At 50.7% G+C, this 23,305-nt stretch carries 20 protein-coding genes, 2 tRNA genes and 2 rRNA genes (1 of these 24 only partly in view); 11 read left to right on the top strand and 13 right to left on the bottom strand.

Going from position 1 to position 23,305, the window contains the following annotated elements; genetic code table 11:
* Positions 1-4 precede the first annotated feature (4 nt).
* Positions 5-469 carry a YjiG family protein gene (locus DQM29_RS05375; RefSeq protein WP_111739649.1) on the top strand — a complete coding sequence of 155 codons (465 nt, stop codon included), beginning with the start codon at positions 5-7 and terminating at the stop codon, positions 467-469.
* Between the two features lie 81 nt (positions 470-550).
* Entirely contained in the window at positions 551-1,663 is a 1,113-nt protein-coding gene (locus DQM29_RS05370; RefSeq protein ID WP_111739648.1) for a M20 family metallopeptidase, read from the top strand.
* 150 nt (positions 1,664-1,813) lie between these two features.
* On the opposite strand, the gene gpt is transcribed toward DQM29_RS05370, so the two are convergent.
* A complete protein-coding gene (gene gpt, locus DQM29_RS05365; RefSeq protein ID WP_111739647.1) occupies positions 1,814-2,272 on the bottom strand; it encodes a xanthine phosphoribosyltransferase in 459 nt (152 codons plus the stop codon).
* A gap of 317 nt (positions 2,273-2,589) precedes the next feature.
* On the opposite strand from gpt, the gene DQM29_RS05360 reads away from it, so the two are divergent.
* A complete protein-coding gene (locus tag DQM29_RS05360; RefSeq protein ID WP_111739646.1) occupies positions 2,590-4,050 on the top strand; it encodes an aminoacyl-histidine dipeptidase in 1,461 nt (486 codons plus the stop codon).
* Between the two features lie 462 nt (positions 4,051-4,512).
* Here DQM29_RS05360 and dinB read toward each other — a convergent pair whose 3' ends face one another.
* Positions 4,513-5,568, bottom strand: coding sequence for a DNA polymerase IV (gene dinB, locus DQM29_RS05355; protein WP_111739645.1), 1,056 nt, complete (start codon positions 5,566-5,568; stop codon positions 4,513-4,515).
* Between the two features lie 70 nt (positions 5,569-5,638).
* Positions 5,639-6,664 carry an FAD:protein FMN transferase gene (locus DQM29_RS05350; RefSeq protein ID WP_232054862.1) on the bottom strand — a complete coding sequence of 342 codons (1,026 nt, stop codon included), beginning with the start codon at positions 6,662-6,664 and terminating at the stop codon, positions 5,639-5,641.
* Between the two features lie 287 nt (positions 6,665-6,951).
* On the opposite strand from DQM29_RS05350, the gene DQM29_RS05345 reads away from it, so the two are divergent.
* Positions 6,952-7,689: a L,D-transpeptidase family protein gene (locus tag DQM29_RS05345; RefSeq protein WP_111739644.1), complete on the top strand. Its 738-nt coding sequence runs from the start codon at positions 6,952-6,954 to the stop codon at positions 7,687-7,689.
* An 11-nt stretch (positions 7,690-7,700) separates the two neighbouring features.
* Here the strand turns inward: DQM29_RS05345 and DQM29_RS05340 are convergent, their stop codons facing one another.
* The 3 genes from DQM29_RS05340 to DQM29_RS05330 form a co-directional block, all read right to left on the bottom strand.
* Positions 7,701-8,468 carry a class II glutamine amidotransferase gene (locus tag DQM29_RS05340; RefSeq protein ID WP_111739643.1) on the bottom strand — a complete coding sequence of 256 codons (768 nt, stop codon included), beginning with the start codon at positions 8,466-8,468 and terminating at the stop codon, positions 7,701-7,703.
* Between the two features lie 45 nt (positions 8,469-8,513).
* Positions 8,514-9,092, bottom strand: coding sequence for a D-sedoheptulose 7-phosphate isomerase (lpcA, locus tag DQM29_RS05335; RefSeq protein ID WP_111739642.1), 579 nt, complete (start codon positions 9,090-9,092; stop codon positions 8,514-8,516).
* Positions 9,093-9,195: 103 nt separating this feature from the next.
* Entirely contained in the window at positions 9,196-9,801 is a 606-nt protein-coding gene (locus tag DQM29_RS05330) for a hypothetical protein (RefSeq protein WP_111739641.1), read from the bottom strand.
* 426 nt (positions 9,802-10,227) lie between these two features.
* Between DQM29_RS05330 and pdxA the strand changes: the two genes are divergently transcribed.
* The 4 genes from pdxA (at position 10,228) to DQM29_RS05310 (ending at position 14,559) form a co-directional block, all read left to right on the top strand.
* Positions 10,228-11,235, top strand: a complete 1,008-nt coding sequence (gene pdxA / locus DQM29_RS05325) for a 4-hydroxythreonine-4-phosphate dehydrogenase PdxA (RefSeq protein WP_111739640.1) — start codon at positions 10,228-10,230, stop codon at positions 11,233-11,235.
* Between the two features lie 39 nt (positions 11,236-11,274).
* A complete protein-coding gene (locus DQM29_RS05320; protein ID WP_111739639.1) occupies positions 11,275-12,990 on the top strand; it encodes a four-carbon acid sugar kinase family protein in 1,716 nt (571 codons plus the stop codon).
* A 184-nt stretch (positions 12,991-13,174) separates the two neighbouring features.
* On the top strand, positions 13,175-14,176 hold the full coding sequence (locus DQM29_RS05315; protein ID WP_111739638.1) for a 2-keto-3-deoxygluconate permease: 1,002 nt from the start codon (positions 13,175-13,177) through the stop codon (positions 14,174-14,176).
* 11 nt (positions 14,177-14,187) lie between these two features.
* Positions 14,188-14,559: a PTS glucitol/sorbitol transporter subunit IIA gene (locus tag DQM29_RS05310; protein ID WP_111739637.1), complete on the top strand. Its 372-nt coding sequence runs from the start codon at positions 14,188-14,190 to the stop codon at positions 14,557-14,559.
* A 70-nt stretch (positions 14,560-14,629) separates the two neighbouring features.
* On the opposite strand, the gene DQM29_RS05305 is transcribed toward DQM29_RS05310, so the two are convergent.
* Together DQM29_RS05305 and dnaQ are read right to left on the bottom strand one after the other, a co-directional pair.
* Positions 14,630-14,706 (bottom strand) — tRNA-Asp (locus DQM29_RS05305).
* 105 nt (positions 14,707-14,811) lie between these two features.
* Positions 14,812-15,576 (bottom strand): DNA polymerase III subunit epsilon, encoded by a 765-nt coding sequence (gene dnaQ / locus DQM29_RS05300; protein WP_111739636.1) that lies wholly within the window; start codon positions 15,574-15,576, stop codon positions 14,812-14,814.
* Between the two features lie 47 nt (positions 15,577-15,623).
* Here dnaQ and rnhA point away from each other — a divergent pair, with 47 nt between their 5' ends.
* Positions 15,624-16,091, top strand: coding sequence for a ribonuclease HI (gene rnhA / locus DQM29_RS05295; RefSeq protein ID WP_111739635.1), 468 nt, complete (start codon positions 15,624-15,626; stop codon positions 16,089-16,091).
* Between the two features lie 18 nt (positions 16,092-16,109).
* Here the strand turns inward: rnhA and DQM29_RS05290 are convergent, their stop codons facing one another.
* Entirely contained in the window at positions 16,110-16,829 is a 720-nt protein-coding gene (locus DQM29_RS05290; RefSeq protein ID WP_111739634.1) for a class I SAM-dependent methyltransferase, read from the bottom strand.
* A gap of 46 nt (positions 16,830-16,875) precedes the next feature.
* Between DQM29_RS05290 and gloB the strand changes: the two genes are divergently transcribed.
* The gene (gene gloB / locus DQM29_RS05285) at positions 16,876-17,631 is read left to right on the top strand and encodes a hydroxyacylglutathione hydrolase (RefSeq protein ID WP_111742000.1); all 756 of its coding nucleotides are present in this window, start codon (positions 16,876-16,878) and stop codon (positions 17,629-17,631) included.
* Positions 17,632-17,704: 73 nt separating this feature from the next.
* Positions 17,705-19,246, top strand: a complete 1,542-nt coding sequence (locus tag DQM29_RS05280; RefSeq protein WP_111739633.1) for a LysM peptidoglycan-binding domain-containing protein — start codon at positions 17,705-17,707, stop codon at positions 19,244-19,246.
* Positions 19,247-19,263: 17 nt separating this feature from the next.
* Here DQM29_RS05280 and DQM29_RS05275 read toward each other — a convergent pair whose 3' ends face one another.
* From DQM29_RS05275 to DQM29_RS05260, 4 genes are all read right to left on the bottom strand, one after another.
* Positions 19,264-20,058 (bottom strand): endonuclease/exonuclease/phosphatase family protein, encoded by a 795-nt coding sequence (locus DQM29_RS05275; RefSeq protein WP_111739632.1) that lies wholly within the window; start codon positions 20,056-20,058, stop codon positions 19,264-19,266.
* A gap of 275 nt (positions 20,059-20,333) precedes the next feature.
* Positions 20,334-20,410: transfer RNA gene (locus DQM29_RS05270), tRNA-Asp, on the bottom strand.
* A 260-nt stretch (positions 20,411-20,670) separates the two neighbouring features.
* Positions 20,671-20,786 (bottom strand): 5S ribosomal RNA (rrf, locus tag DQM29_RS05265).
* Positions 20,787-20,909: 123 nt separating this feature from the next.
* Positions 20,910-23,305 (bottom strand): 23S ribosomal RNA (locus DQM29_RS05260) (it continues 514 nt past the right edge of the window).

Genomic DNA, 23,305 nt, shown 5'->3' with positions numbered 1-23,305 from the left:
GACAATGTCAAATGAAAGCAAGCCTATGATTACCGACGTTTTCGTCGCTGGCGCTCGCAAAGGATGGGGGATCGCAACGTCAAGCACCCTGCCAAACGTACTGATGGCTTTCGTCATCATCAAGGCGTTAGAAATTACCGGTGCCCTGAAAGGCCTGGGCTTTATCTTTGCTCCGCTGATGAACCTGTTCGGCCTACCGGGCGAAGCCGCTGCGGTACTTATCGGCGGCTGGATGTCCATGGGCGGCGGTATCGGTGTTGCCGTAAGCCTGTATGCCAACGGCACGCTGAGCGGTGAGCACTTGGCCATTCTGGCTCCGGCTATCTACCTGATGGGTTCTCAAATTCAATACGCAGGTCGTATTCTTGGCGTTATCGGAACTAAGGCCAGCAAGATCCCTGTCATGATCGTTGTGTCAGTGATTAACGCCTTTATTGCCATGTTCCTGATGAAAATCTTCATTGGCTAAAAGCCCTTTTCTGCCGGTTTAAAAACCACCAATCTCGCCACCGCGCACCAGCGCGGTGGAATCAAAAAATAAGGATATCTCATGCAGTTAGAAAAATATCTTGATGAACTTCGCCCTTTAGTCAACGTGGACTGCGGTACGCAAACCACTGAAGGCGTTGCCGTTATTGCCGATATTATGGCTAAAAAATACCAAGACCTGGGCTGGCATGCAGAAATTGTCGACTTAGGTAAAGAAGTCGGCCCTGGCGTTTTCGCAACCAACAAACCAAACGCCACCCAGTACGACGTCCTGCTGGTAGGCCATATGGATACCGTATTCCCACCGGGAACCGCTGCAGAAAGACCGATGTCAACCGACGCAACACGTCTGTATGGCCCCGGCGCAGCAGACATGAAGTCTGGCCTGATGAACATTCTTTGGGCGCTGCGCGCGCTGGACGACAAAGACATAGAGCGTCTGTCCATTGCCGTAACCATGAACCCAGACGAAGAAACCGGCTCCGTTTACTCTCACGAGTGGATTGGCAAGTATGCCAAGCAAAGCCGCTGTGTGCTGGTAGCAGAAGCAGCGCGCGCCGACGGTTCACTGGTCAAGGCTCGTAAAGGCATGATCCGCTATTGCATCGACTTCCACGGTCGCGCTGCTCACGCGGGCAACTCGCCGGAAAAAGGCCGTTCTGCGATTACCGAGCTGGCCAACTGGGTACTGGCGATTAACCAACTGGGCAATAAAGAACTGGGCACTACGCTAAACGTTGGCGTCATTAAAGGCGGCGATGCGGCTAACATCGTTCCAGACAAAGCTCAGGCCGTTGTTGACGTTCGCTTCTGGAACAACGACGAGTATCATCGCATCAGTAAAGCCATCAACGATATGGCTACCCGTGCCTATGTGGAGGACGTCACAGCGACCGTCACCGAGCTGGCGCATACGCCTGCTATGTCACCGAGTGAAGACACTGAAAAACTGATGGCGCTGGTGGAGAAATGCGGTAAAGAAGAAGATATTGCCATTAACTGGCTTGCCGTTGGCGGAGGCTCTGACGCCAACCACACCGCCGCGCTGGGCGTTCCTTCTCTGGACGGTTTCGGTCCTATCGGCGCTGACTTCCACAGCTCAACGGAATACGTTGAACTGGACAGCATTATCCCGCGTATCAAGCTACTGAGCCGAATTTTGAAGTCGCTCTAATCGCGTCACTTCAGGCTAAAACGCCCGCATTGCGGGCGTTTATACTTTTAGCTCTCAAAAAATTCAGACATCAAAATGTCAGTGGCTGACAGGCGAAAAAAAACGGGCGCCGCTCAGTGAACGACGCCCGCCTTTATGTCTGAAGCTGTATCAGCGATCGCCGATAGGCTTAACAAAAGTGATGCCCATATCCCACGGCTGCTCAATCCAAGTGTCCTGCGGGATATCAACCACATAGTCGTCCACCAGCGGCTTACCGGCCGGCTTGGCGAAAATAGTCACAAAGCGCGCTTTCGGGTACATATCGCGAATGGCCTTAGCCGTTCCGCCAGTATCAACCAGGTCGTCAACGACGATGAAACCTTCACCGTCCCCTTCTGCCCGCTTGAGCACATTCATTTCACGCTGGTTGTCGTGGTCATAGCTGGAGATACAAACGGTATCCACGTAGCGAATGCTGAGCTCGCGGGCTAAAAGCGCCGCTGGCACCAGGCCGCCGCGACTAACGGCAATAATGCCTTTCCACTGTTCTCTAGGCAGCAGACGAGTAGCCAGTTTACGGGCTTCTATCTGTAACATATCCCAAGTGACGATGTATTTTTCGCTCATATAAAGAGAGTCCCAGCCGACAAAGCGCGGCTTTAGCTAATGGATCAGGGGAAAAAAGTTGGGGGGAATTATAAAGATCGTCGCCGATAAAAACCAGAGCTTCTACTAGAGAAAAGTTCCTGATGTGATGAAGTCGTTTTACCCCAGTCTCAATTTATCTCAAATCTCTTTTTATTACGCTCATTACCGCCAAAAATGGCTACCTCTCGCGCTGCATCTGCGGTTAATATGCTACGTATACAAAGCGAAAAACTATTTCCTACGGCAACGGGGCCTCTGCCCGTTAAAAAGAAAAAAATCGTTACAGGAGATCTATTGTGTCTGATATATCACAACTTACCCCACAGCACCTGTGGCAACACTTCGCAACTATCTGCTCTATCCCTCACCCCTCCAAACATGAAGAAGCGCTGGCTCAGCATATTGTCAGCTGGGCGAAAGGGAAAAACCTGTTCGCCGAACGCGACGCCGTCGGTAACATTCTGCTTCGTAAGCCCGCTACGCCGGGCATGGAAAACCGCAAGTCCGTCGTGCTTCAGGCGCACTTGGACATGGTGCCGCAGAAAAACGACGACACCGTACACGACTTTACCAAAGACCCTATTCAAACCTATGTCGACGGCGAATGGCTAAAGGCGCGCGGCACTACGCTCGGCTCCGATAACGGTATCGGTATGGCCTCTGCTCTGGCAGTACTTTCTGACGACAGCCTAGTTCATGGCCCAATTGAAGTTCTGTTAACCATGACGGAAGAAACCGGTATGGACGGCGCATTTGGCCTTCAGCCCGGCTGGTTAAAAAGCGAAATTCTGATTAATACCGACTCGGAAACTGAAGGTGAAGTGTATATGGGATGCGCCGGTGGCGTTGACTGCATTACAACACTGCCTCTGACCCGTGAGGCCCTGCCCGGCGGATACGATACCTTTAAAATCGCCCTCAAAGGCCTGAAAGGCGGTCACTCCGGCGGTGATATCCATCTGGGCCTTGGCAACGCTAACAAGCTGATGGCGCGTTTTCTGGCGGCCCACACCGAAGCTCTCGGCCTACGCCTGCTTTCTCTCAACGGCGGCACGCTGCGCAATGCCATTCCGCGTGAAGCGTCTGCAGTCGTTGCCGTACCGAGCGCGCAAGCCTCTTCGCTCAAACAGGCTGTAGCTGACTACCTGACTCTGCTCAACCACGAGCTTTCCGCCGTAGAAGCCAGTATCTCGCTGGCCGTTGAACCTTTCGAATGCGGTTTTAAAGCCCTCACTCAGGCTAGCCAAGACAGCCTGATCGGTTTAGTTAACGCCAGCCCTAACGGCGTAGTGCGCATGAGCGACTCGGTAAAAGGCGTTGTAGAAACTTCGCTTAACGTAGGCGTAGTCACCACCGAACAGGATAGTGCACAGGTGCTCTACCTCATTCGCTCACTGATTGACAGCGGCAAACAGTACGTCGTCGAAGTGCTGATGTCTCTGGGTAAACTGGCCGGCGCTGAAGTCAAAACCAAGGGCGGCTATCCGGGATGGGAACCCAATCCTGCGTCTCCGGTAATGAATCTAGTGCGTGAAAGCTATAAAACGCTGTTTGGCACCACACCGCACGTTATGGTGATCCACGCAGGCTTAGAGTGCGGGCTGTTTAAGCGCCCTTACCCTGAAATGGATATGGTTTCTATTGGGCCAACCATCACCGGCGCCCACTCGCCGGATGAGCAAGTTCACATCGCCAGCGTTGGCCGCTACTGGCAGCTTCTCACTCAGGTGCTGAAGTCCATTCCTGAAAAGAACTGATTGGGTTCATCATTAGAATGATAAAAAACGGCGGGAAACCGCCGTTTCAGACTGCTGACAAACCATCTTCAATTAGCTTCAGAGGATATTCCGGCCGAAAATACAACCTACTCATATCGCTATTGTGCTCGGCCGGAAGAGCGCTTGTATTAGCTTTAGGAGTGCGTCGGGCATAGCCTTCCTACGGGCCGTTATGAAGCCCTTCGGGCTTCACCCTTTCAGGGCCAGCGCAAGCGCTGTTCAAACCGGCAAAGCCGGTTTGTCGTTGGCTTACGCCAAGTCGACCCCAACGGACAACGCCTTTAGGCGTTGAGCAACACGGAGTGTTGACCCGCAGGGCGAGCTAAGCGAGTAACACTCTCCCTCCGTTTGACTCTGTAGACTTTATTTAAGGCCTTTGTCATCAATCTCAAACGGCGGGAAACCGCCGTTTTTTGTTGTCTACTTTTGTTGTCTACACAGCTAGCTAAACAGCGCCAGCTGCTTTTCCATTTGAGGATCTAATAGTGTCACGTGTAGCCCCACTAGACGGACACCGCGTTCTTGTCGCCGCTCTCGCCAAACCTGTTCAGCCGTTTCCAACAGATCGTCTTTATCCAATTGCTGCCAGACGTGTTCCTGAGTGGTTAGCTGAAAGTCGTTAAACTTTAGCTTAACCCCCTGACGGGCAACGCGAAGATCTGGCCTCACCCGGCTTAAACGGCTTTCCAGCTCGGGATACAGCCGCTCGATAACCTCCAGACACGCCTGCCAGCTATGGATATCTTCTGACAGGGTCGTTTCAACCCCGATCGACTTACGCTGACGATCGCTGCACACCTCTCGCTCGTCAATGCCGTTGCAGCGCTCATAAAGCACTCGTCCAAACTTGCCAAAGTGGCGAAGAAGAGCGGCCAGATCGTACTGCTGAACGTCTTGGCAAGTGTGAAGTCCCAGATCTGCCAAACGTTTACCGGTCACACTGCCCACGCCAGAGATCTTAGTCAGCGGCAGCGTGGATAAAAACGCCTCGACCTGCTCGGGGGCAATAACAAACTGCCCGTTGGGCTTGTTCATATCGGAGGCAATTTTCGCTAAAAACTTGACTGACGCCACCCCCGCCGAAGCAGTCAGCCCTAGCTCGCGATGAATAGAAGCGCGAATGTCTCTGGCTATCAAAGTAGCGGAACCGTTGAAAGCAGGACATTCAGTGACGTCAAGGTAGGCTTCGTCCAGCGACAGAGGTTCAATCATTGAGGTATAGCGGCGAAAAATAGCGTGGATTTGCTGAGAAATCTCTTTATAGAGAGGCATTCTTCCGGGCAATACCTTGAGGTGTGGGCACAGCTTGAGTGCCTGAGCAACCGGCATCGCGCTGTGCACGCCATAGCGACGCGCCACATAGTTAGCGGTGCTGATAACGCCCCGCTGCTCTCGCCGCCCGCCAACCGCCATAGGGATATCGACCAGCGAGGGATCGTCGCGCATTTCAACGGCGGCATAAAAGCAGTCCATATCGACATGAATAATTTTACGCACGGTGACCCCCTAAATCTCAAACTGTATAAATATACAGCCAAGAGCAGCAATCCTCAAGTGAAACGGCGCGCTAAGGCTTAACCAGCTTATCCCTGAAAGTCGATGAATAATGTTCTGTAAGCCCTTCTGAGGAAGCAGAAATCATCATTACCGGCAGATTTAGAGATTCAGCCAGCGCCATGCCTTTTTCTACGCCCAAGACTGTCAGCGCCGTCGCCCAACCGTCTGCCGTCATGCATGATGGGCTCATCACCGTTACGGAAACGACACCGTTCATTACCGGTCGGCCCGTACGGGGATCGAGCGTATGGGAGTAGCGCACACCACCAGACTCAAAAAAATTGCGATAGCTGCCGGAGGTGGCAACCGACATATCTCCGGGTTCAACGATTTCCTGCACCTGCTGCTTCGAACCGGAAACCGGTTTTTCAATAGCAATACGCCAAGGCTTCTGCTTTTCATTCACGCCGCGAGTCCGAACCTCCCCGCCGATATCCACCATATAGTCTTTAATGCCCTGAGACTCTAGATAGCCTGCGATAACGTCAACGCCGTAGCCTTTAGCAATAGCGGACAGATCAACATAGAGTTCAGGAACCTGCTTGATTAAGGATTTCTCCTGAACCTGAAGCTTATCCATTCCCACCCAAGTGCGGCGGCGAGCGATTTCAGCCTCGCCCGGTGGCGTATCCGGGCGAACTTCTGGGCCAAATCCCCACAGGTTCACCAGCGGCCCAACTGTCACATCCAGCCCGCCCTGACTAAGATGATGGATGCGAAACGCTTCATTTACGACGCTTGCTGTCGCTTGAGAAACGGGAAAAGGCTGATTTACCGCTCGGCTTTGATTAAATCGGCTCAGCTCAGAATCGGGGCGATAGGTCGACATCCTGTCATTCACCTCTTCAAGCAGCAGGTCTATCTTCTGTGCAATAGGTCCAGAGTCGTGAGCGTTCGGCACCGGAAGATACTTGATGGAATAAGAAGTCCCCATCGTCTTACCGTTCAAGGAAACCTGTTCCGGCTGACAGCCGGCAATAAAAAGCAGCGAAGCGGCCGCCAGTGCAGACGCTAGGCGGAGAGAAAACCTGTTCAACGTAAAACCTCAGTTAGTAAAGCGAAACCGTCTATAAATCAAAATGCTATTTTCACACGGCAAGCATAGCGCACAGTGTCGATAAGTCACTATGAAGAATAGACCCGTTTTAAAACGGTGATAATTCGTTGAAAGCCCCTAAAATCGGGCTTTTCAACTAAAAATCATTACTCTTTTTTTCCCATCTGGCATACACTATCGCCCGATAGCACGCGGAGCCTCTCGGCCGCCGCTTATTTACATCTCCCTTTTTCGTTACGGAAAACGTGTTAACAACAGGAAAAAAGATGGGCAAAACACTGCTGCTGCTGAGTTTATTATTACCTTTGTCGGTGTTTTCTAGCCACGCTCAGACGACTCTTACGGAAGAGGCCGAAGCCTATCCTGTCTCGCCAGAAAAGCAGCGTTTTCTCGGAAAGCCGGTTTATATCCGCATCATAAAAGAAGAGAAGACACTGGAGCTGTTCATCAAAGATCAGGGAAACTTTCGTCTGGTGCAAACCTATCCGATTTGTAACTACTCTGGCGGACTTGGCCCTAAGCGCTCGCAGGGAGACTTTAAAAGCCCTGAAGGCTTTTATCAGGTCACCATGGGAAGCCTAAACCCTAACAGTCGGTTCTATCGCTCCTTTAACCTCGGCTATCCAAACCAGTTCGATCAGGAACACGGCTTTACCGGTAAACACCTGATGGTGCACGGAGAGTGCGTTTCTGAAGGCTGTTACGCCATGACCAATAGGCAGATTGCCGAAATTTACCAGTTTATCGAGTACGCGCTGGTTGGCGGTCAAAGCCAAGTAGAAGTCAACATCTTCCCCTTCCGTATGACGGAAGAAAACCTGCAGCGCCACAGCCACTCAGTGCACTATGATTTTTGGCAGCAGCTAAAACCAGGATATGACTTTTTTGAACGCACCCACCAGCCGCCAAATATGCTAGTGGCAAACGGTCGTTATAATCTGGCAACGCAAGAATTGCTGGCAAACCGACAGTCAACAGACAATCGCAATCCCTTCGCGCAATAATCAGACCGGGGCTACAGGATCCGTTCACCTAAATGGAACAGCGCGAACTCCCCCGGCGCAATCTTCTGCCACTGCTCGTTGCCCGTCAGCGGCTGTGTAGCAATTAAGGTCACGACGTCATTGGGCGTCGTTTCCCGCTGAAAATCTATTTCTACGTCCTCATCCAGCAGCGTTGCTTTGCCAAACGGCGCTCTGCGCGTCAGCCAGTACAGATTGGTTGAACAGTAGGCCATCACATAGTTACCGTCAGACAGTAGCATATTGAAAACGCCCTTTTTCCTAAGCTCCTCTGCACATGAAGCAATAAAGCGGAACACTGACGGCCAGTTAGCGGGGCGCCGCGGGTAACGCGACTTAAGCTGCTCAAGCAGCCAGCAAAAAGCATATTCACTGTCCGTTTCACCAACGGGCTCAAACGAAGGGCTTTTCAGCCCTCGATAGCCTTTCAGCTGCCCGTTGTGGGCGAACGTCCAATACTTTCCCCACAGTTCGCGGGTAAACGGGTGTGTATTTTCCAGCGCGACAGAACCGCGATTCGCCTGACGAATATGCGAGATCACTGCACAGGATTTAATCGGGTATTCCTGCACCAGCCGGGCAATCGGTGAGTTATAGCCAGGATTGGGATCGCGAAAAGTGCGGCACCCCTTCCCTTCGTAAAAAGCGATCCCCCAGCCGTCTTTATGCGGCCCAGTTCGCCCACCGCGCTGCATTAGGCCGGTAAAGCTGAAACAGATGTCAGTTGGCACATTTGCGCTCATCCCGAGTAATTCACACATACCCGCCTCCTTAAGCATTCAACACGTTTAGACTCAGCGCGAAGGCTATTTTTCCATCTCTTTTTCAACCAGCAGCATCAGAATGTGGATCACCTTAATATGAATTTCCTGAATGCGGTCAGCGTAGCCAAAGTGCGGAACGCGAATTTCCACATCAGCCATGCCGTCCATCTTTCCGCCGTCTTTTCCGGTCATCAGGATAACTTTCATTCCTTTCGCGCGCGCAGCGTCAATGGCCTTGAGGATATTCGCAGAATTGCCAGAAGTGGACAGACCAAACAGCACGTCCCCTTCACGCCCTACCGCCTCAAGATAGCGAGAGAAAACGTAGTCGTAGCCAAAATCGTTGCTGACACAGGAAAGGTGGCTAGGATCGGAAATGGCAATAGCCGGGTAGCCGGGACGATTCTCGCGATAGCGGCCGGTTAACTCCTCAGCAAAGTGCATCGCATCGCAGTGAGAGCCGCCGTTACCGCAGGAGAGCACCTTGCCGCCTGATTTAAACGACTGAGCCAGTAGCAGCGCCGCGCGTTCGATGGCTTCAATGTTTGCGCTGTCGGCTAGAAATTTCTCCAACACCTGAGCCGCTTCGTTAAGCTCACTGCGGATAAGGTCCTGATACATGTCACACCTCTTGGATAATCTGATAAATCAATCAATGCCGGGCAGTTTAACGGATGCCCGCAGTAGCGAAAAGGGCTATTCGACGACTCCGCTCTTTCAGCAATTAAGAGTTTGCTTGCCCCGATTTCGAATTATAAAGGTTACTCAGCTGCTGGCGATTAAAAGCCCAAACCAGCGGTAACAGTAATAAAGAAGATATCGCCGTTGCTACGATCGTCAAAACCCAAAGAGTTGCGCACAGACTGCGGGCGGTATGCGACCAGTTAGCGCTGTAGCTTGTCACCATCATTGCCGTCATGATAAGCACTGCGCTCACAAGGGAAATATAGACGCTCGCAAGGGTTTCGTCCCCGGCGCGCGCGGTTATCGTTCCGAAAACCAACACCAGATAGATAATCAAACAAACCACTCCGATGGCATATCCCGGCTTCTCTTTACCAAGCTGAAAATGCATCGCCGTTTCTTGCAGAACCTGACGGTCATCCCCTGCGCCAAAAAGATCTATCCAGCCGTTGCGAGCGTTCTGACAAAAGAGCGTACGCTTACCGCGCTTGATAGCCGCCGACGTAGCATCGCTTTTTGCGACCACGCTTCCCCCTTTTTTCCAGACCAGCTCCAATCCGGAAATGCGAGCAGAAAGCGCTTCAAAAAATGCTTCAACAAAGCCAGCGTCAAACGTCTTTTTAAAAAGAAATTTAAGAAACCACATGTAGACCGTCCGATGAATGGGCAATGGGGTAATGTAGCGGAATCACGGGGTCAAAGGCAAAAAATACAGGTTATTACCACCCTGTTTCCTCACCTTCATTTGCTGAAAACTCAGCACGGCAGAACAAAAAACAGCCAAATAGAAATCAGATGATTATAAGTTACTTACACTATATTTCCCCTCAAAAAGAGACAATCAACCGATCTATAAAAAATTTCCACGCTAAAAAGAAATAAAATCACGAAAAAAACTAATTCTCACCAACAAAACAAATGAACAGCCACGCATTTTAATAGGAAAGTGCACAAATGGGATATTTGTGATCGTTTTCAAAGTTATTTCCCTCACAATACGTAGAATCAGCATAACAAAAGTTCATGTATTGAACATATAAACATCGAGACAATCGTCTAAAAAGGGGAATGTATGTCAGTTGAGAAAAAACCTGTCGTTGCGCTTACCATCGGCGATCCTGCGGGAATCGGTCCTGAAATTTCAGTCGCAACGATGATGAACCAAGAGGTTTACAATGAATGTAACCCCTTCTTAATTGGTTCTATTCCTATTATTCAGCGCGCAATGGCCATTAAGAACTGTAGCTTCGCCATCAACCCAATCAGCCACCCTTCAGAAGCCAAGTTCACCTGGGGCACAATCGATGTGCTGGAGACCGGTGACTACGACTGCGACAGTGTCGAGTGGGGAAAAGTACAGAAACTGGCTGGTCAAATGTCTTTGGACTATGTCAAAAGATCTATTGAGCTCGGTATGTCAAAAGCCGTCGACGTCGTCTCCACAGCGCCGATTCATAAAGAAGCCATTAAGCTTGCAGGCTGTAAGCTACCTGGCCATACAGAAATTTTTCAGGTCGAAACCGGATCTGACTACGGCTTGACCATGTTCCACGTTCAAAACCTGCGCGTTTTCTTTGTCAGTCGCCACATGGCGCTGAAAGACGCCTGTGACTATGCCAACAAAGAGCGTGTCCTGAGCTGTGTACAGCAAATTCACAAAGAATTTACTGCCCTTAATATCGAAAACCCACGTATTGCTGTTGCTGCTCTTAATCCACACGGTTCTGACAACGGTCTGTTTGGCCACGAAGAAAAAGACAACCTTATTCCCGCCGTTGAAGCAGCTCGCGAGATGGGCATCAACGCTATAGGTCCCGTTCCGGCTGACTCCGTTTTCCACCTCGGCAAGCTTGGCAAATATGACGCCATTCTTTCGCTGTATCACGATCAGGGTCATATCGCCTGTAAAACCCTCGACTTTGAACGCTCCGTTACCATCACCTTCGGCCTGCCGTTTATGCGCAGCTCCGTCGATCACGGTACTGCGTTCGATATCGCAGGTACCGGTAAAGCTGGCGTCGTCAGCATGCTGGAGTCCACGCTCGTCTCGGCACGCTACTGGAAGATGCAAAATCAATAATCATCACTGACCTTGTTTTATCGGAAAGGGAGTAACGACATGAACCTCTATCTGGAAATAACCAGAGGCAGTAAAGGCTGGGGTGGGCCACTCATCGTTAACGTGGTTCCGGGTAAAAAAATCGCTTACATCACTGGCGGGATCCGTCCCGCCGTCGTTGACAGGCTGGCTGAATTAACCGGTTGGGAAACCGTGGACGTCTTTAAAAACGGCGAACCTAACGATCAGGACATCGGCGTGATGGTTATTGACTGCGGCGGAACTCTACGCTGCGGACTCTATCCCAAGAAAGGGATCCCCACTGTCAACCTGCATCCTACCGGTAAGTCCGGCCCTCTGGCTGAATTTATTCATGAAGATATTTACGTGTCCGGCGTTTCACCTGCCGGTATACAGCTGCGCTCAGAAGGTGGTCAGAGCAACAAACTCGGCATTGTGGCAGACGACCTCACCGGTGCAACGACTGTAGGAGTTCTGTTAGCCCGCAGCGGCGTAAAAACCGCAGCCTTCTTTAATACTGATTCATTTCTGGCCAGTGATTCAGAGTGGCAAGCAATGGTTATCAGCAGCGACAGCCGCCCTCTCCCGAAAGCAGAAGCGCAGCAACGCGTCAGAAATGCAACTCAGGCGCTAAAAGACAGAGGCGCCAGCTACTTCACCAAACGTGTTGATACCACGCTGCGTGGCGGCATTGGTTATGAAATTGACGCCATGCTGGATGTGTTGCCGGAAGAAACCGTTGCCGTCGTCGTTCCCGCTATGCCTCAGTCTCGACGCATTCTGGTTGGTGGGTACTCAGTTATCGACTCAGTGGCGCTCTCATGCACCGACGTGGCAAAAGATGTCCGCACACCGGTTACTGAAACGTTTGTCCCCGACCTTTTAGGAGCACAAACCAAGCACCGCGTGGGATACGTCTCGCTGTCCTGTGTGTTAAAGGGTAAAGCGGCCGTCGGAGAAGCACTGGCTCAGCAGCAGTTAGAAGGATGCCGAGTTATTGTAGTGGACGCGATTTCTCTTGAAGACGTGGAAAACGTTGCACAGGCCGTCGTTTCGTTAAATTGGAACGTTTTGGCCGTCGACCCGGGCCCCTTTACCGAGCGACTGGCTCAGGCCAGAGGCATTATTCAGGGCGAAAGCCGTGCGGAAAAACCGTTCACTCAGGGTCAGCCACAGGGCTCAATTGTAATCGTTGCGGGTAGCGCCACGCCGGTCACCAAAAAGCAGCTAACACACCTGATTGAGCACAATGAACAGGTTTGTCACATTCCCGTCGATGCAGAGCTCTTGATTGATAAAGAACACGCGGCTGATATCGAAGTCGAGCGCGTCGTTCGCCAAGCACAGGACTGCCTCAGCAACCACAAGAATGCCGTTTTCGTCTTCGAATCTGCGTTGACTGGCCGCCTGCTGAATCTGACTGAAGAAGAACAGCGCTTTGGTCTGACACACGGGGAAGCAGCGGACAATATCAATCAGGGTCTGGGCAACATTGTTAAAACCGTCCTAAGCCGCCCAGATCAGGATATTAAAGGTCTTTATATGACCGGCGGCGACACCATGGTTAACGTGCTGAAGCTACTGGGCGCAACCGGTATTGAGATGGTTGACTATGTGATCCCACAAACCGATCTTGTCAGAATCATCGGAGGTGAATATGCGGGTCTCGTTTGCGTTGGTAAAGGGGGGCTAACCGGCCCTGAAGATATTATCCATACCATCGTTAACCATATTTATCGGGAAACCGGACAATAACTATTAAAAACGAATAAACGTGCCCTCATCCCTTCAAGCTATGAGAAAAAGACTCACTGAATCATAGGCTGAATTAGCGTGGGCACATCTCTTCGCTCAGCAAGAGAAACCTCAATATTGTGAACGAGTCTAGGCCTGTTTTTTTAAGGTCTGGGTCTCTTTCACCCTACAAAAGGGAAGTTTCATGAAAAATATCAACATTCTCGACAAGATGAATAAAGTTCCCGGAGGGCTAATTATTATCCCTCTCATCGCAGCAATATTAATTAATACCTTTTTCCCCTCTTTACTACAGATCGGCGGTCCGACAACCGCGTTATTTAAAAGCGGCTCCAGTGCCATGATGGGAATATTTCTATTAATATGCGGCTCCTCTATTAATATTCGCCAGGCAGGCCTTCCGCTGTATAAGGGAACCATTCTGCTGCTGCTAAAGTTCGTTGCTGGCGCGCTCGTTGTTTGGATGATGGGCTCAATGTTCGGGCCAATGGGATTCTTCGGTATCTCTACGCTGGCGTTTGTCGCCTGTATCACCAGCTCTAACAGTTCGTTGTATATTGCACTGTGCAGCAACTATGGCGATGCCAGCGATGCAGGTGCCATCTCCGTATTCTGTGTTAAGGACGGCCCGTTCGTCACCATGGTTGTTTTAGGCGTCAGCGGTCTGGCAAACATTCCTTTCGCCGCCCTGCTCTCCATGATTATTCCGCTGCTAATCGGCATGATGTGGGGCAATCTGGATCAGAAATTTAAACAGCTGTGTGCTGCAGCTCAGCCGCTAGTTATCATTATTATGTCATTTGCTATCGGCGCTAACTCCAGTATGAATACCGTATTTACAGCAGGTCTGTCCGGCATTCTGCTGGGCGTCATTTCCGCTGCTACCGGCATTCTGTTCTACTTCCTGTATAACCTGTTCTTAAAGAAAAAGACCGCACTCGGTGCGGCGCTTGGTACGACTGCCGCAAGCTCAGCGTTAACCCCTGCGATGGTTGCTCAGGCTGACCCAACTCTACAGGTATTCGTTGACTCCGCTACCGCGCAGTTAGCGACCGCCAGCATTATCACCATGTTGACCGCCCCGGTGCTGGTCGCCTGGTTCGATAAGCGTCTGCAAGCAAAAGGACTTAGGCAGGTTCCCGCTGATGCCGCTCTTTCAGCTACTGCGGCCGAAAAGCCGGAATAGAGGGATATCGAGTGAAACAAGCTATATGGAGAGCTCAAATCAGCGCCGTCGGTAAAGAGGCGGCGGGATTTCTCAGCGAGGGTCGCATTATTCTGTTCAGCGACCAAGCACCGCAGGATCTTATAGACTACTGTCTGGTTCACGGCGGCAGCTCTTTGACTAAGCCTATCGCCGTAGGGCAGCATCTTGAGCTCTACGGTAAGGTCTATCCCATCACGGCAGTAGGCGAAGTTGCCAGTCAGAATTTAGAACAGCTTGGGCATATTACGCTGCAGTTCGACGGCGCGACTCAGCCTGAACTACCCGGTACCGTTCATCTTGACGGCAGTGCGCCAAGCCGCCTTGATGAGCAGGGTGAAATTGTTCTGTTTGAGGAAGATTAGCGCCACAGGTTCGCTGAGAAGAGCTAGAAAACAAAAAAGCCTGCTAAATGCAGGCTTTTTTGATATTAAGTGGCGGAACGGACGGGACTCGAACCCGCGACCCCCTGCGTGACAGGCAGGTATTCTAACCAACTGAACTACCGCTCCACTCGAATGTGGCAGATACTAAGGCCCAGCCCTTTTGCCGTCAACTTAAATTTATCAAAACGGCGTCAATTGCACATAAATTCAACGAAATGCCCACAAACAACGCTAATTAACGGTGTCTCCCTCCTGCGGCGTGCGCCACAGACAGCATCCCCCTTTCTTCGCCACCAAGTCTAAACGAGATTCGTGTTCAGTCAGCTCTTCATCACTGGCATAAATAATCTTCATGGCGGTTTCAGTGCGCTCAATGCGCTGAACTTCAAACCCTTTACTCTCAGACTGTGTCTCCCCTTCCGTTGAAAACGACAGCGACGTTTGGCCACCAGTCATCGTCAGGTAAACGTCTGCCAGTATTTCGGAGTCAAGAAGAGCCCCGTGCAGGGTACGCCGACTGTTATCAATACTTAAGCGGCTACAGAGGGCGTCCAAACTGTTTCTTTTTCCGGGAAACATACGCCGGGCAAGCAGCAGTGAATCCGTTATCGTACAAAACGTTTCCACTTTAGGATGGTCTGCACGCAGCTTGCGGAATTCATAGTCCATAAAGCCGACGTCAAACGACGCGTTATGGATAACCAGCTCAGCGCCTTCAATAAACGCAAAGAACTCGTCGGCAATGTCAGCAAACGACGGCTTATCTGCCAAAAACTCATCGCTGATGCCGTGAACCCCATAAGCTTCAGGATCGACTAGTCGGTCAGGCTTAATATAGACATGAAAATTTCGCCCCGTCAGGCGGCGGTTAATCACTTCTACCGCACCAATTTCGATGATTCGGTGCCCTTCATAATGTACGCCGACCATATTCATACCGGTGGTTTCGGTATCGAGTACGATCTGTCGCGTAATTTCAGTGCTTATTGGTTCCATTTTATGTCAGACTTACGCTTTTAAACTGAAAGATGAGTCTACCAGAGATGTTAAAGCAGGTAGAAATATTCACCGATGGCTCCTGCCTGGGAAATCCAGGTCCCGGAGGCTATGGTGCTATTTTACGCTATAAACAGCACGAAAAAACCCTCAGCGAGGGATATTTCCTGACGACTAATAACCGCATGGAGCTTTTGGCGGCGATTATGGCGCTGGAGTCCCTTAAGTCTCCCTGCCAGATCAGTCTAAGCACTGACAGTCAGTACGTTCGTCAGGGTATTACAAGCTGGATCCACGGTTGGAAAAAACGCGGCTGGAAAACAGCAGATAAAAAGCCGGTCAAAAACGTCGATCTCTGGATGCGACTAGATGCAGCTATCGGTAATCACCGCGTTGAATGGCTTTGGGTTAAAGGCCACGCCGGACACGAAGAGAACGAGCGGTGCGACGAACTTGCAAGAGCGGCAGCCTCTTCACCAACGCTTACCGATGAAGGATACCTTCCAGAAGGTTAAAAAGTCGGAAGACTATGGCTATTCTCCCCGATGGATGTTCTTTGTAGCGCCCAGAGCGCCAGGCCGCACCTTAAAACGCTTTCTGAACAGAGAAATCGGATTGATGGTTAAAGGTACTGTGCGCTTTCTTGCAACAATTAGGCTCTGGCAGCCAACAATAGGAAACGCTAGCCCTGCCCTGCCAAAAGACGTCGAGCAGGGTAAAGGCTGAAAATGGCGATGCAACAAAACCTCATAATTCAATAGGCTTAGCCAGTCCATCAATCGCATATTGGTGAACAATCTGGAAGAATAGGGATGACGATGTCGAAGAACGGGAACTAGTTTCCCTGCTCCAACAACGCTAACAGGATTGAATCCGCTGATAATTAACCATCCGTCATCAATCAATACGCGATCGACCTCACGCAGTACCCTGTGGGGATCTTCTGAATACGCCAGCGTATTGGCTAGCAGGCAGGCATCAATAGATTTATTTAAAAACGGAAGCTGGAAACTATCGGCATAAACGTTAACGTTATCGCCCGTTGACGCAGCGTGAATGTGGTGAGAAATCTGACAACGAGTAGTGTTAACCCCTACGCTCAACCGCCCAAGCTTTAACAGATGAAGACCAAACAGCTTTGGCCACCAGGGAGTCAGCTGCTGTTCCAGCGCGGAGAGTAAAGAACCGCCGAAGGATAACTCATCCCATGATGCGGGCGGTGCTACAATCTTCTCGATACGAGCGGCTCTCATGGATTATCATCTCTTCAAGTCTAACGTTAACCTCAAGGGTATCCCTATGCATCTTATCAGCATTCCCGCGTTTCAGGACAATTACATTTGGCTACTGACGGATGACCAGCATATAAATATTGTGGTCGACCCTGGAGACGCGGAACCAGTTATTGAAGCCCTCAGCAAGAGAGACCTGACACCTTCAGCGATCCTACTGACTCACCACCATAACGATCATACAGGAGGCGTTACGTCGCTGTGTGAACGCTATCCGGGCACTCCGGTCTATGGCCCTCAGGAAACTGAAAATAAAGGTGCAACAGTCATCGTCAAAGAAGGCGATAAAATCGCACTGGGTGCGCTATCGTTCGATGTGATTGGCGTTCCCGGACACACTCTGGGACACATTGCCTACTTCTCTGCACCCTATCTGTTTTGCGGTGATACGCTATTTTCTGCAGGCTGTGGCCGAATTTTTGAAGGCACCGCAAAACAGATGTATGAATCGATAGAAAAAATCGCGGCACTCGGTGATAACACTATCGTATGCTGCGCCCACGAATATACCCTATCAAACCTGCGGTTCGCTCACCATATTTTACCTGAAGATAGCGAAATTGAAACATATCTACAACAAATCACTCAACTACGCGCTGAAAACAAGTCTTCTGTACCTACAACGTTGCAAAAAGAGAAAAAAATCAACCTATTCTTAAGATGTCATCAGACTGATTTACAAAGGAAGTTAGGGTTTAATACTTCAACTACGGCAGTTTGGCAGATTTTTGAGCGATTAAGGGCGCTGAAAGACAGTTATTGACGCTTTTTGTTGAGTTATTTGACTAGCCAAAGTATTATCGGTCGACTTTTAATCAAATAAAAACCTGAATACCATGAAAACAAGAGCGATCATACTCGCCTCTGTATTACTCGTTGGCTGTCAGGCGACCGATAAGCAACCACCGCAGACTAACGCAGGCAATCAGAACCTTTCTTCCGCCAGTAAATTTTTTGCTAAACATTCTCAGAGCGGCAATCTGGATTGGCTTATCGCCGAGGACGGTCAGTCTGAAAAAAATCTGTGGCAAGTCGTCAGCTCTGAGCTGAAGATGGACGTTCCAGAGAACGATCGGATCCGCGAGCAGAAAGAGTACTACCTTAAGCGTAAAAGCTCTCTCCAGAATGTCGCAGTTAGGGCCGAGCCCTATATGTATTGGATTGTTAGCGAATTAAAGTATCGCGACATGCCGATGGAACTGGCACTACTGCCCATCGTGGAGAGCTCTTTTAATCCCAGCGCGACGTCAACCGCCAGCGCCGCAGGCCTTTGGCAAATTATTCCTACTACCGGGCTCTCCTACGGCTTACAGCAAAACCGCTGGTATGACGGACGACGCGACCTCGCTGAATCTACCGATGCAGCGCTGAACCTTCTTGAACGCCTCAATGACATGTTTAACGGTGACTGGCTGCTAACGCTCGCTGCATATAACTGCGGTGAAGGGTGCGTCATGAGAGCGGTTAAAGAAAACCAGAACAAAAATCGCCCTACGGACTACTGGTCATTGAACCTGCCGCGGGAAACTATTAACTATATTCCTAAACTACTGGCGCTCAGCAGTATTATCAAGAACAGCGATGGTTACGACCTGACTATGCCGCATAGTAACGTCAGTCGAGCACTCACGCGCATTGAGATCGGAAAACAGATCGAACTGGAGCAGGCGGCTAAAATGGCTGATATCCCGCTTCAAAAACTAAAGACTTATAACGCAGGCTATAAACACGACTTTACTGCACCAAACGGGCCACACTCCATCACACTGCCAGTGCAAAATGCTCAGAAATTGACAGCCTCGCTGCAAAAAGGCGACGTCAATCTGGTTAACTGGGGGCAACATCGCGTTGTGGAAGGGGAAACCATCGAAATTCTGGCTCAGCGCTATGGCATCAATGCAAATGACATCAGAGAAGCTAACGCGCTAACGGCACAGGTTGCCGCTGGCCAAGTCATTACTCTTCCTGTATCTGCGGCATATATGAGCCAGCTTGCAGTTCAGCAGGCGCAGAGCGTTCAACAGGTTGCAAAAAATAGTACCTCAACAACGTCGACTAAATACAAAGTCCGCTCGGGGGATACTCTGTCATCGATTGCTAAACGGCATAAGGTGAAAACCAGTGATATCCAGCGTTGGAACAAGATGGCAAAGAACGGCAAGCTTAAGGTGGGGCAAACACTACAAATTGCCAGCACGACTAGCAGCAAATCGAACTCGCGCCGCAGCATTACCTATAAGGTGCGCAAGGGAGATTCATTAGTCAGTATTGCCAAACGCCACAACGTTGATATTAATGATGTGCTCAAGTGGAACTCAAAGCTTGAAAACGTCCATCGTCTACAGCCGGGTGATACCCTCACGCTTTATAAGCGCTAGCAGCCAGATAGCCGGCTTCATCTGGAGCCGGCGTAAAACTTCACTAACAGCGGGTTATGGTCCGACGCTTTCGTCACCACAACCGATGCTTCTGCCACTTCCAATCCCCTATAAAAAACAAAGTCTAGTGGTCGCCCAAAGGCTCGCTTGCGCTGGTCATGGGTAAAATGCACTTCCTGAAGGCCGGTTAACGTGGAAAAACGGTAGAGAGATCGGATCCGCTGCTTGCTCCACGCATTAAAGTCGCCAGCAAGAATCACTGGCCCTCTATGCTGCATGATTTGCTCACCAATGGGCCTAAGCTGCTGCTGATAGATATCTACGCCAAAGCTGAAGTTAACGGCATGGATATTAGCCACCATAAGCTGACGACCGTCATCAAGCGGATATACCGTTACCAGAGCAGATTTTGACAGCCTCAACAGCGGCTCCTTTTCACGAAGCGGGCAGCAGTATACGGGATTAGCCGAGGCCAGTGTCATAACGCCCAGAGAGTACTGAGGCAGCATAATCGCCGGTACTTGATCGGTCGTCAGGTAGTGTGAGGTGGCAAATTGAATAAGCTCGGGTGTGGTCTGCGCTTCCTGAAGCAAAACTAATTGATTTTCAACGCCATGATTTGTCAGGACGTTAAGCCAATCCGCCCTCTGCTGTTTAAAGATATTCCATACCATAACGTTGAGGATGTCATGGGTGGGAAAGGCCTGCTGCGGCGTAATGATGGTTGGATTAAGATCCTCCAAGACGTCAGGAAAAACGCGCTCAGCCGGAGACCCAGCGGAATAGCGTAGAGCATAGTTTCTTTTTCTCACGTCTACTACCTATGATTAATCCACATCTCCTTACGAACTACAGGCCGTTTCAGCATCCTAGCCTAACGCTATTTCTACTTTATGGGGGGCTGGAGGGAAAACACAACCCTTAATGGAAAAATAAAAGCGGGCAGTCTTTAAAGTTAGACCCTATCTAAACGGCCTTGTTCATTGTTTGCTATCAGAGGGGGCAAATAATGGAGAATAATACACGAGGAAAATGATAAACCAGAAGACATAAAAAAGCCCGCACTAGGCGGGCTATCTTAAATAAGTGGCGGAACGGACGGGACTCGAACCCGCGACCCCCTGCGTGACAGGCAGGTATTCTAACCAACTGAACTACCGCTCCACCGAATTCTTTTCTCACCAGAAGCGTTCTGGCTTACTACTTTTAAATTAAGAGCCTGGCAGTTGATGAACCTCTTCGAGTTCACCCTTCGGGCCGTTGCGTTGCAACGTTCAAAAGGCTTTGCCTTTTGTCTATTACTCGTCTCATCCTGAGACTCGCCTCTTCGAGGCCGTCCTTTGGACGTTCAAACCTGCTCCCTGCAGGTTTGTCTCATCGAGTAGCGAACTGCCCGAACACCTGCGTACTTCTTCAATTTAAGAGCCTGGCAGTTCCCTACTCTCGCATGGGGAAGCCCCACACTACCATCGGCGCTACGGCGTTTCACTTCTGAGTTCGGCATGGGGTCAGGTGGGACCACCGCGCTATCGCCGCCAGGCAAAGTCTGTATTGTTCACCGTTGACGCTGTTGTTCTACCAACAACCCAACCACGAACTTCAATCCTTCAACAAGCTCAATAATTCTACTGTCTCTCGTCTCTAAAAACGCCTTCGGCGTTGTAAGGTTAAGCCTCACGGTTCATTAGTACTGGTTAGCTCAATACATCGCTGCACTTACACACCCAGCCTATCTACGTCATGGTCTTTAACGTTCCTTTAGGGGACTAAATGTCCCAGGGAAGACTCATCTCGGGGCAAGTTTCCCGCTTAGATGCTTTCAGCGGTTATCTCTTCCGCACGTAGCTACCGGGCAATGCAATTGGCATCACAACCCGTACACCAGCGGTGCGTTCACTCCGGTCCTCTCGTACTAGGAGCAACCCCCCTCAATCTTCCAGCGCCCACGGCAGATAGGGACCGAACTGTCTCACGACGTTCTAAACCCAGCTCGCGTACCACTTTAAACGGCGAACAGCCGTACCCTTGGGACCTACTTCAGCCCCAGGATGTGATGAGCCGACATCGAGGTGCCAAACACCGCCGTCGATATGAACTCTTGGGCGGTATCAGCCTGTTATCCCCGGAGTACCTTTTATCCGTTGAGCGATGGCCCTTCCATTCAGAACCACCGGATCACTAAGACCTACTTTCGTACCTGCTCGAGCCGTCACTCTCGCAGTCAAGCTGGCTTATGCCTTTGCACTAACCTCCTGATGTCCGACCAGGATTAGCCAACCTTCGTGCTCCTCCGTTACTCTTTGGGAGGAGACCGCCCCAGTCAAACTACCCACCAGACACTGTCCTCACCCCGGATAACGGGGCTAAGTTAGAACATCAAACATTAAAGGGTGGTATTTCAAGGTTGGCTCCACACGTACTGGCGTACATGCTTCAAAGCCTCCCACCTATCCTACACATCAAGGTTCAATGTTCCGTGTCAAGCTATAGTAAAGGTTCACGGGGTCTTTCCGTCTTGCCGCGGGTACACAGCATCTTCACTGCGAGTTCAATTTCACTGGGTCTCGGGTGGAGACAGCCTGGCCATCATTACGCCATTCGTGCAGGTCGGAACTTACCCGACAAGGAATTTCGCTACCTTAGGACCGTTATAGTTACGGCCGCCGTTTACTGGGGCTTCGATCAAGAGCTTCGCTTACGCTAACCCCATCAATTAACCTTCCAGCACCGGGCAGGCGTCACACCGTATACGTCCACTTTCGTGTTTGCACAGTGCTGTGTTTTTAATAAACAGTTGCAGCCAGCTGGTATCTTCGACTGGCTTCGGCTCCATGGGCAAGCCACTTCACCTATTGCCAGCGTGCCTTCTCCCGAAGTTACGGCACCATTTTGCCTAGTTCCTTCACCCGAGTTCTCCCAAGCGCCTGAGTATTCTCTACCTGACCACCTGTGTCGGTTTGGGGTACGATTTCGTGTTACCTGATGCTTAGAGGCTTTTCCTGGAAGCAGGGCATCAACCACTTCATCTCCGTAGAGACTCGTCATCACGCCTCAGTGTTAACAGCAGACCGGATTTACCAGGACTGCCCACCTACACGCTTAAACCGGGATAACCGTCACCCGGCCGGCCTAGCCTTCTTCGTCCCCCCTTCGCAGTAACACCAAGTACGGGAATATTAACCCGTTTCCCATCGACTACGCCTTTCGGCCTCGCCTTAGGGGTCGACTCACCCTGCCCCGATTAACGTTGGACAGGAACCCTTGGTCTTCCGGCGAGCGGGCTTTTCACCCGCTTTATCGTTACTTATGTCAGCATTCGCACTTCTGATACCTCCAGCAGACCTCACAGTCTACCTTCGCAGGCTTACAGAACGCTCCCCTACCCAACAACACCTAAGTGTCGCTGCCGCAGCTTCGGTGCATGGTTTAGCCCCGTTACATCTTCCGCGCAGGCCGACTCGACCAGTGAGCTATTACGCTTTCTTTAAATGATGGCTGCTTCTAAGCCAACATCCTGGCTGTCTGTGCCTTCCCACATCGTTTCCCACTTAACCATGACTTTGGGACCTTAGCTGGCGGTCTGGGTTGTTTCCCTCTTCACGACGGACGTTAGCACCCGCCGTGTGTCTCCCGTGATAACATTCTTCGGTATTCGCAGTTTGCATCGAGTTGGTAAGTCGGGATGACCCCCTAGTCGAAACAGTGCTCTACCCCCGAAGATGAGTTCACGAGGCGCTACCTAAATAGCTTTCGGGGAGAACCAGCTATCTCCCGGTTTGATTGGCCTTTCACCCCCAGCCACAAGTCATCCGCTAATTTTTCAACATTAGTCGGTTCGGTCCTCCAGTTAGTGTTACCCAACCTTCAACCTGCCCATGGCTAGATCACCGGGTTTCGGGTCTATACCCTGCAACTCATTCGCCCAGTTAAGACTCGGTTTCCCTGCGGCTCCCCTATACGGTTAACCTTGCTACAGAATATAAGTCGCTGACCCATTATACAAAAGGTACGCAGTCACCCCCCATAAAGAGAGGCTCCCACTGCTTGTACGTACACGGT

Origin of the sequence: Leminorella richardii (assembly GCF_900478135.1) — a bacterium.
GTDB lineage: Bacteria > Pseudomonadota > Gammaproteobacteria > Enterobacterales > Enterobacteriaceae > Leminorella > Leminorella richardii.
The sequence above is the reverse complement of the archived record's forward strand: the minus strand, read 5'-3'. Positions and strand labels throughout refer to the sequence as shown.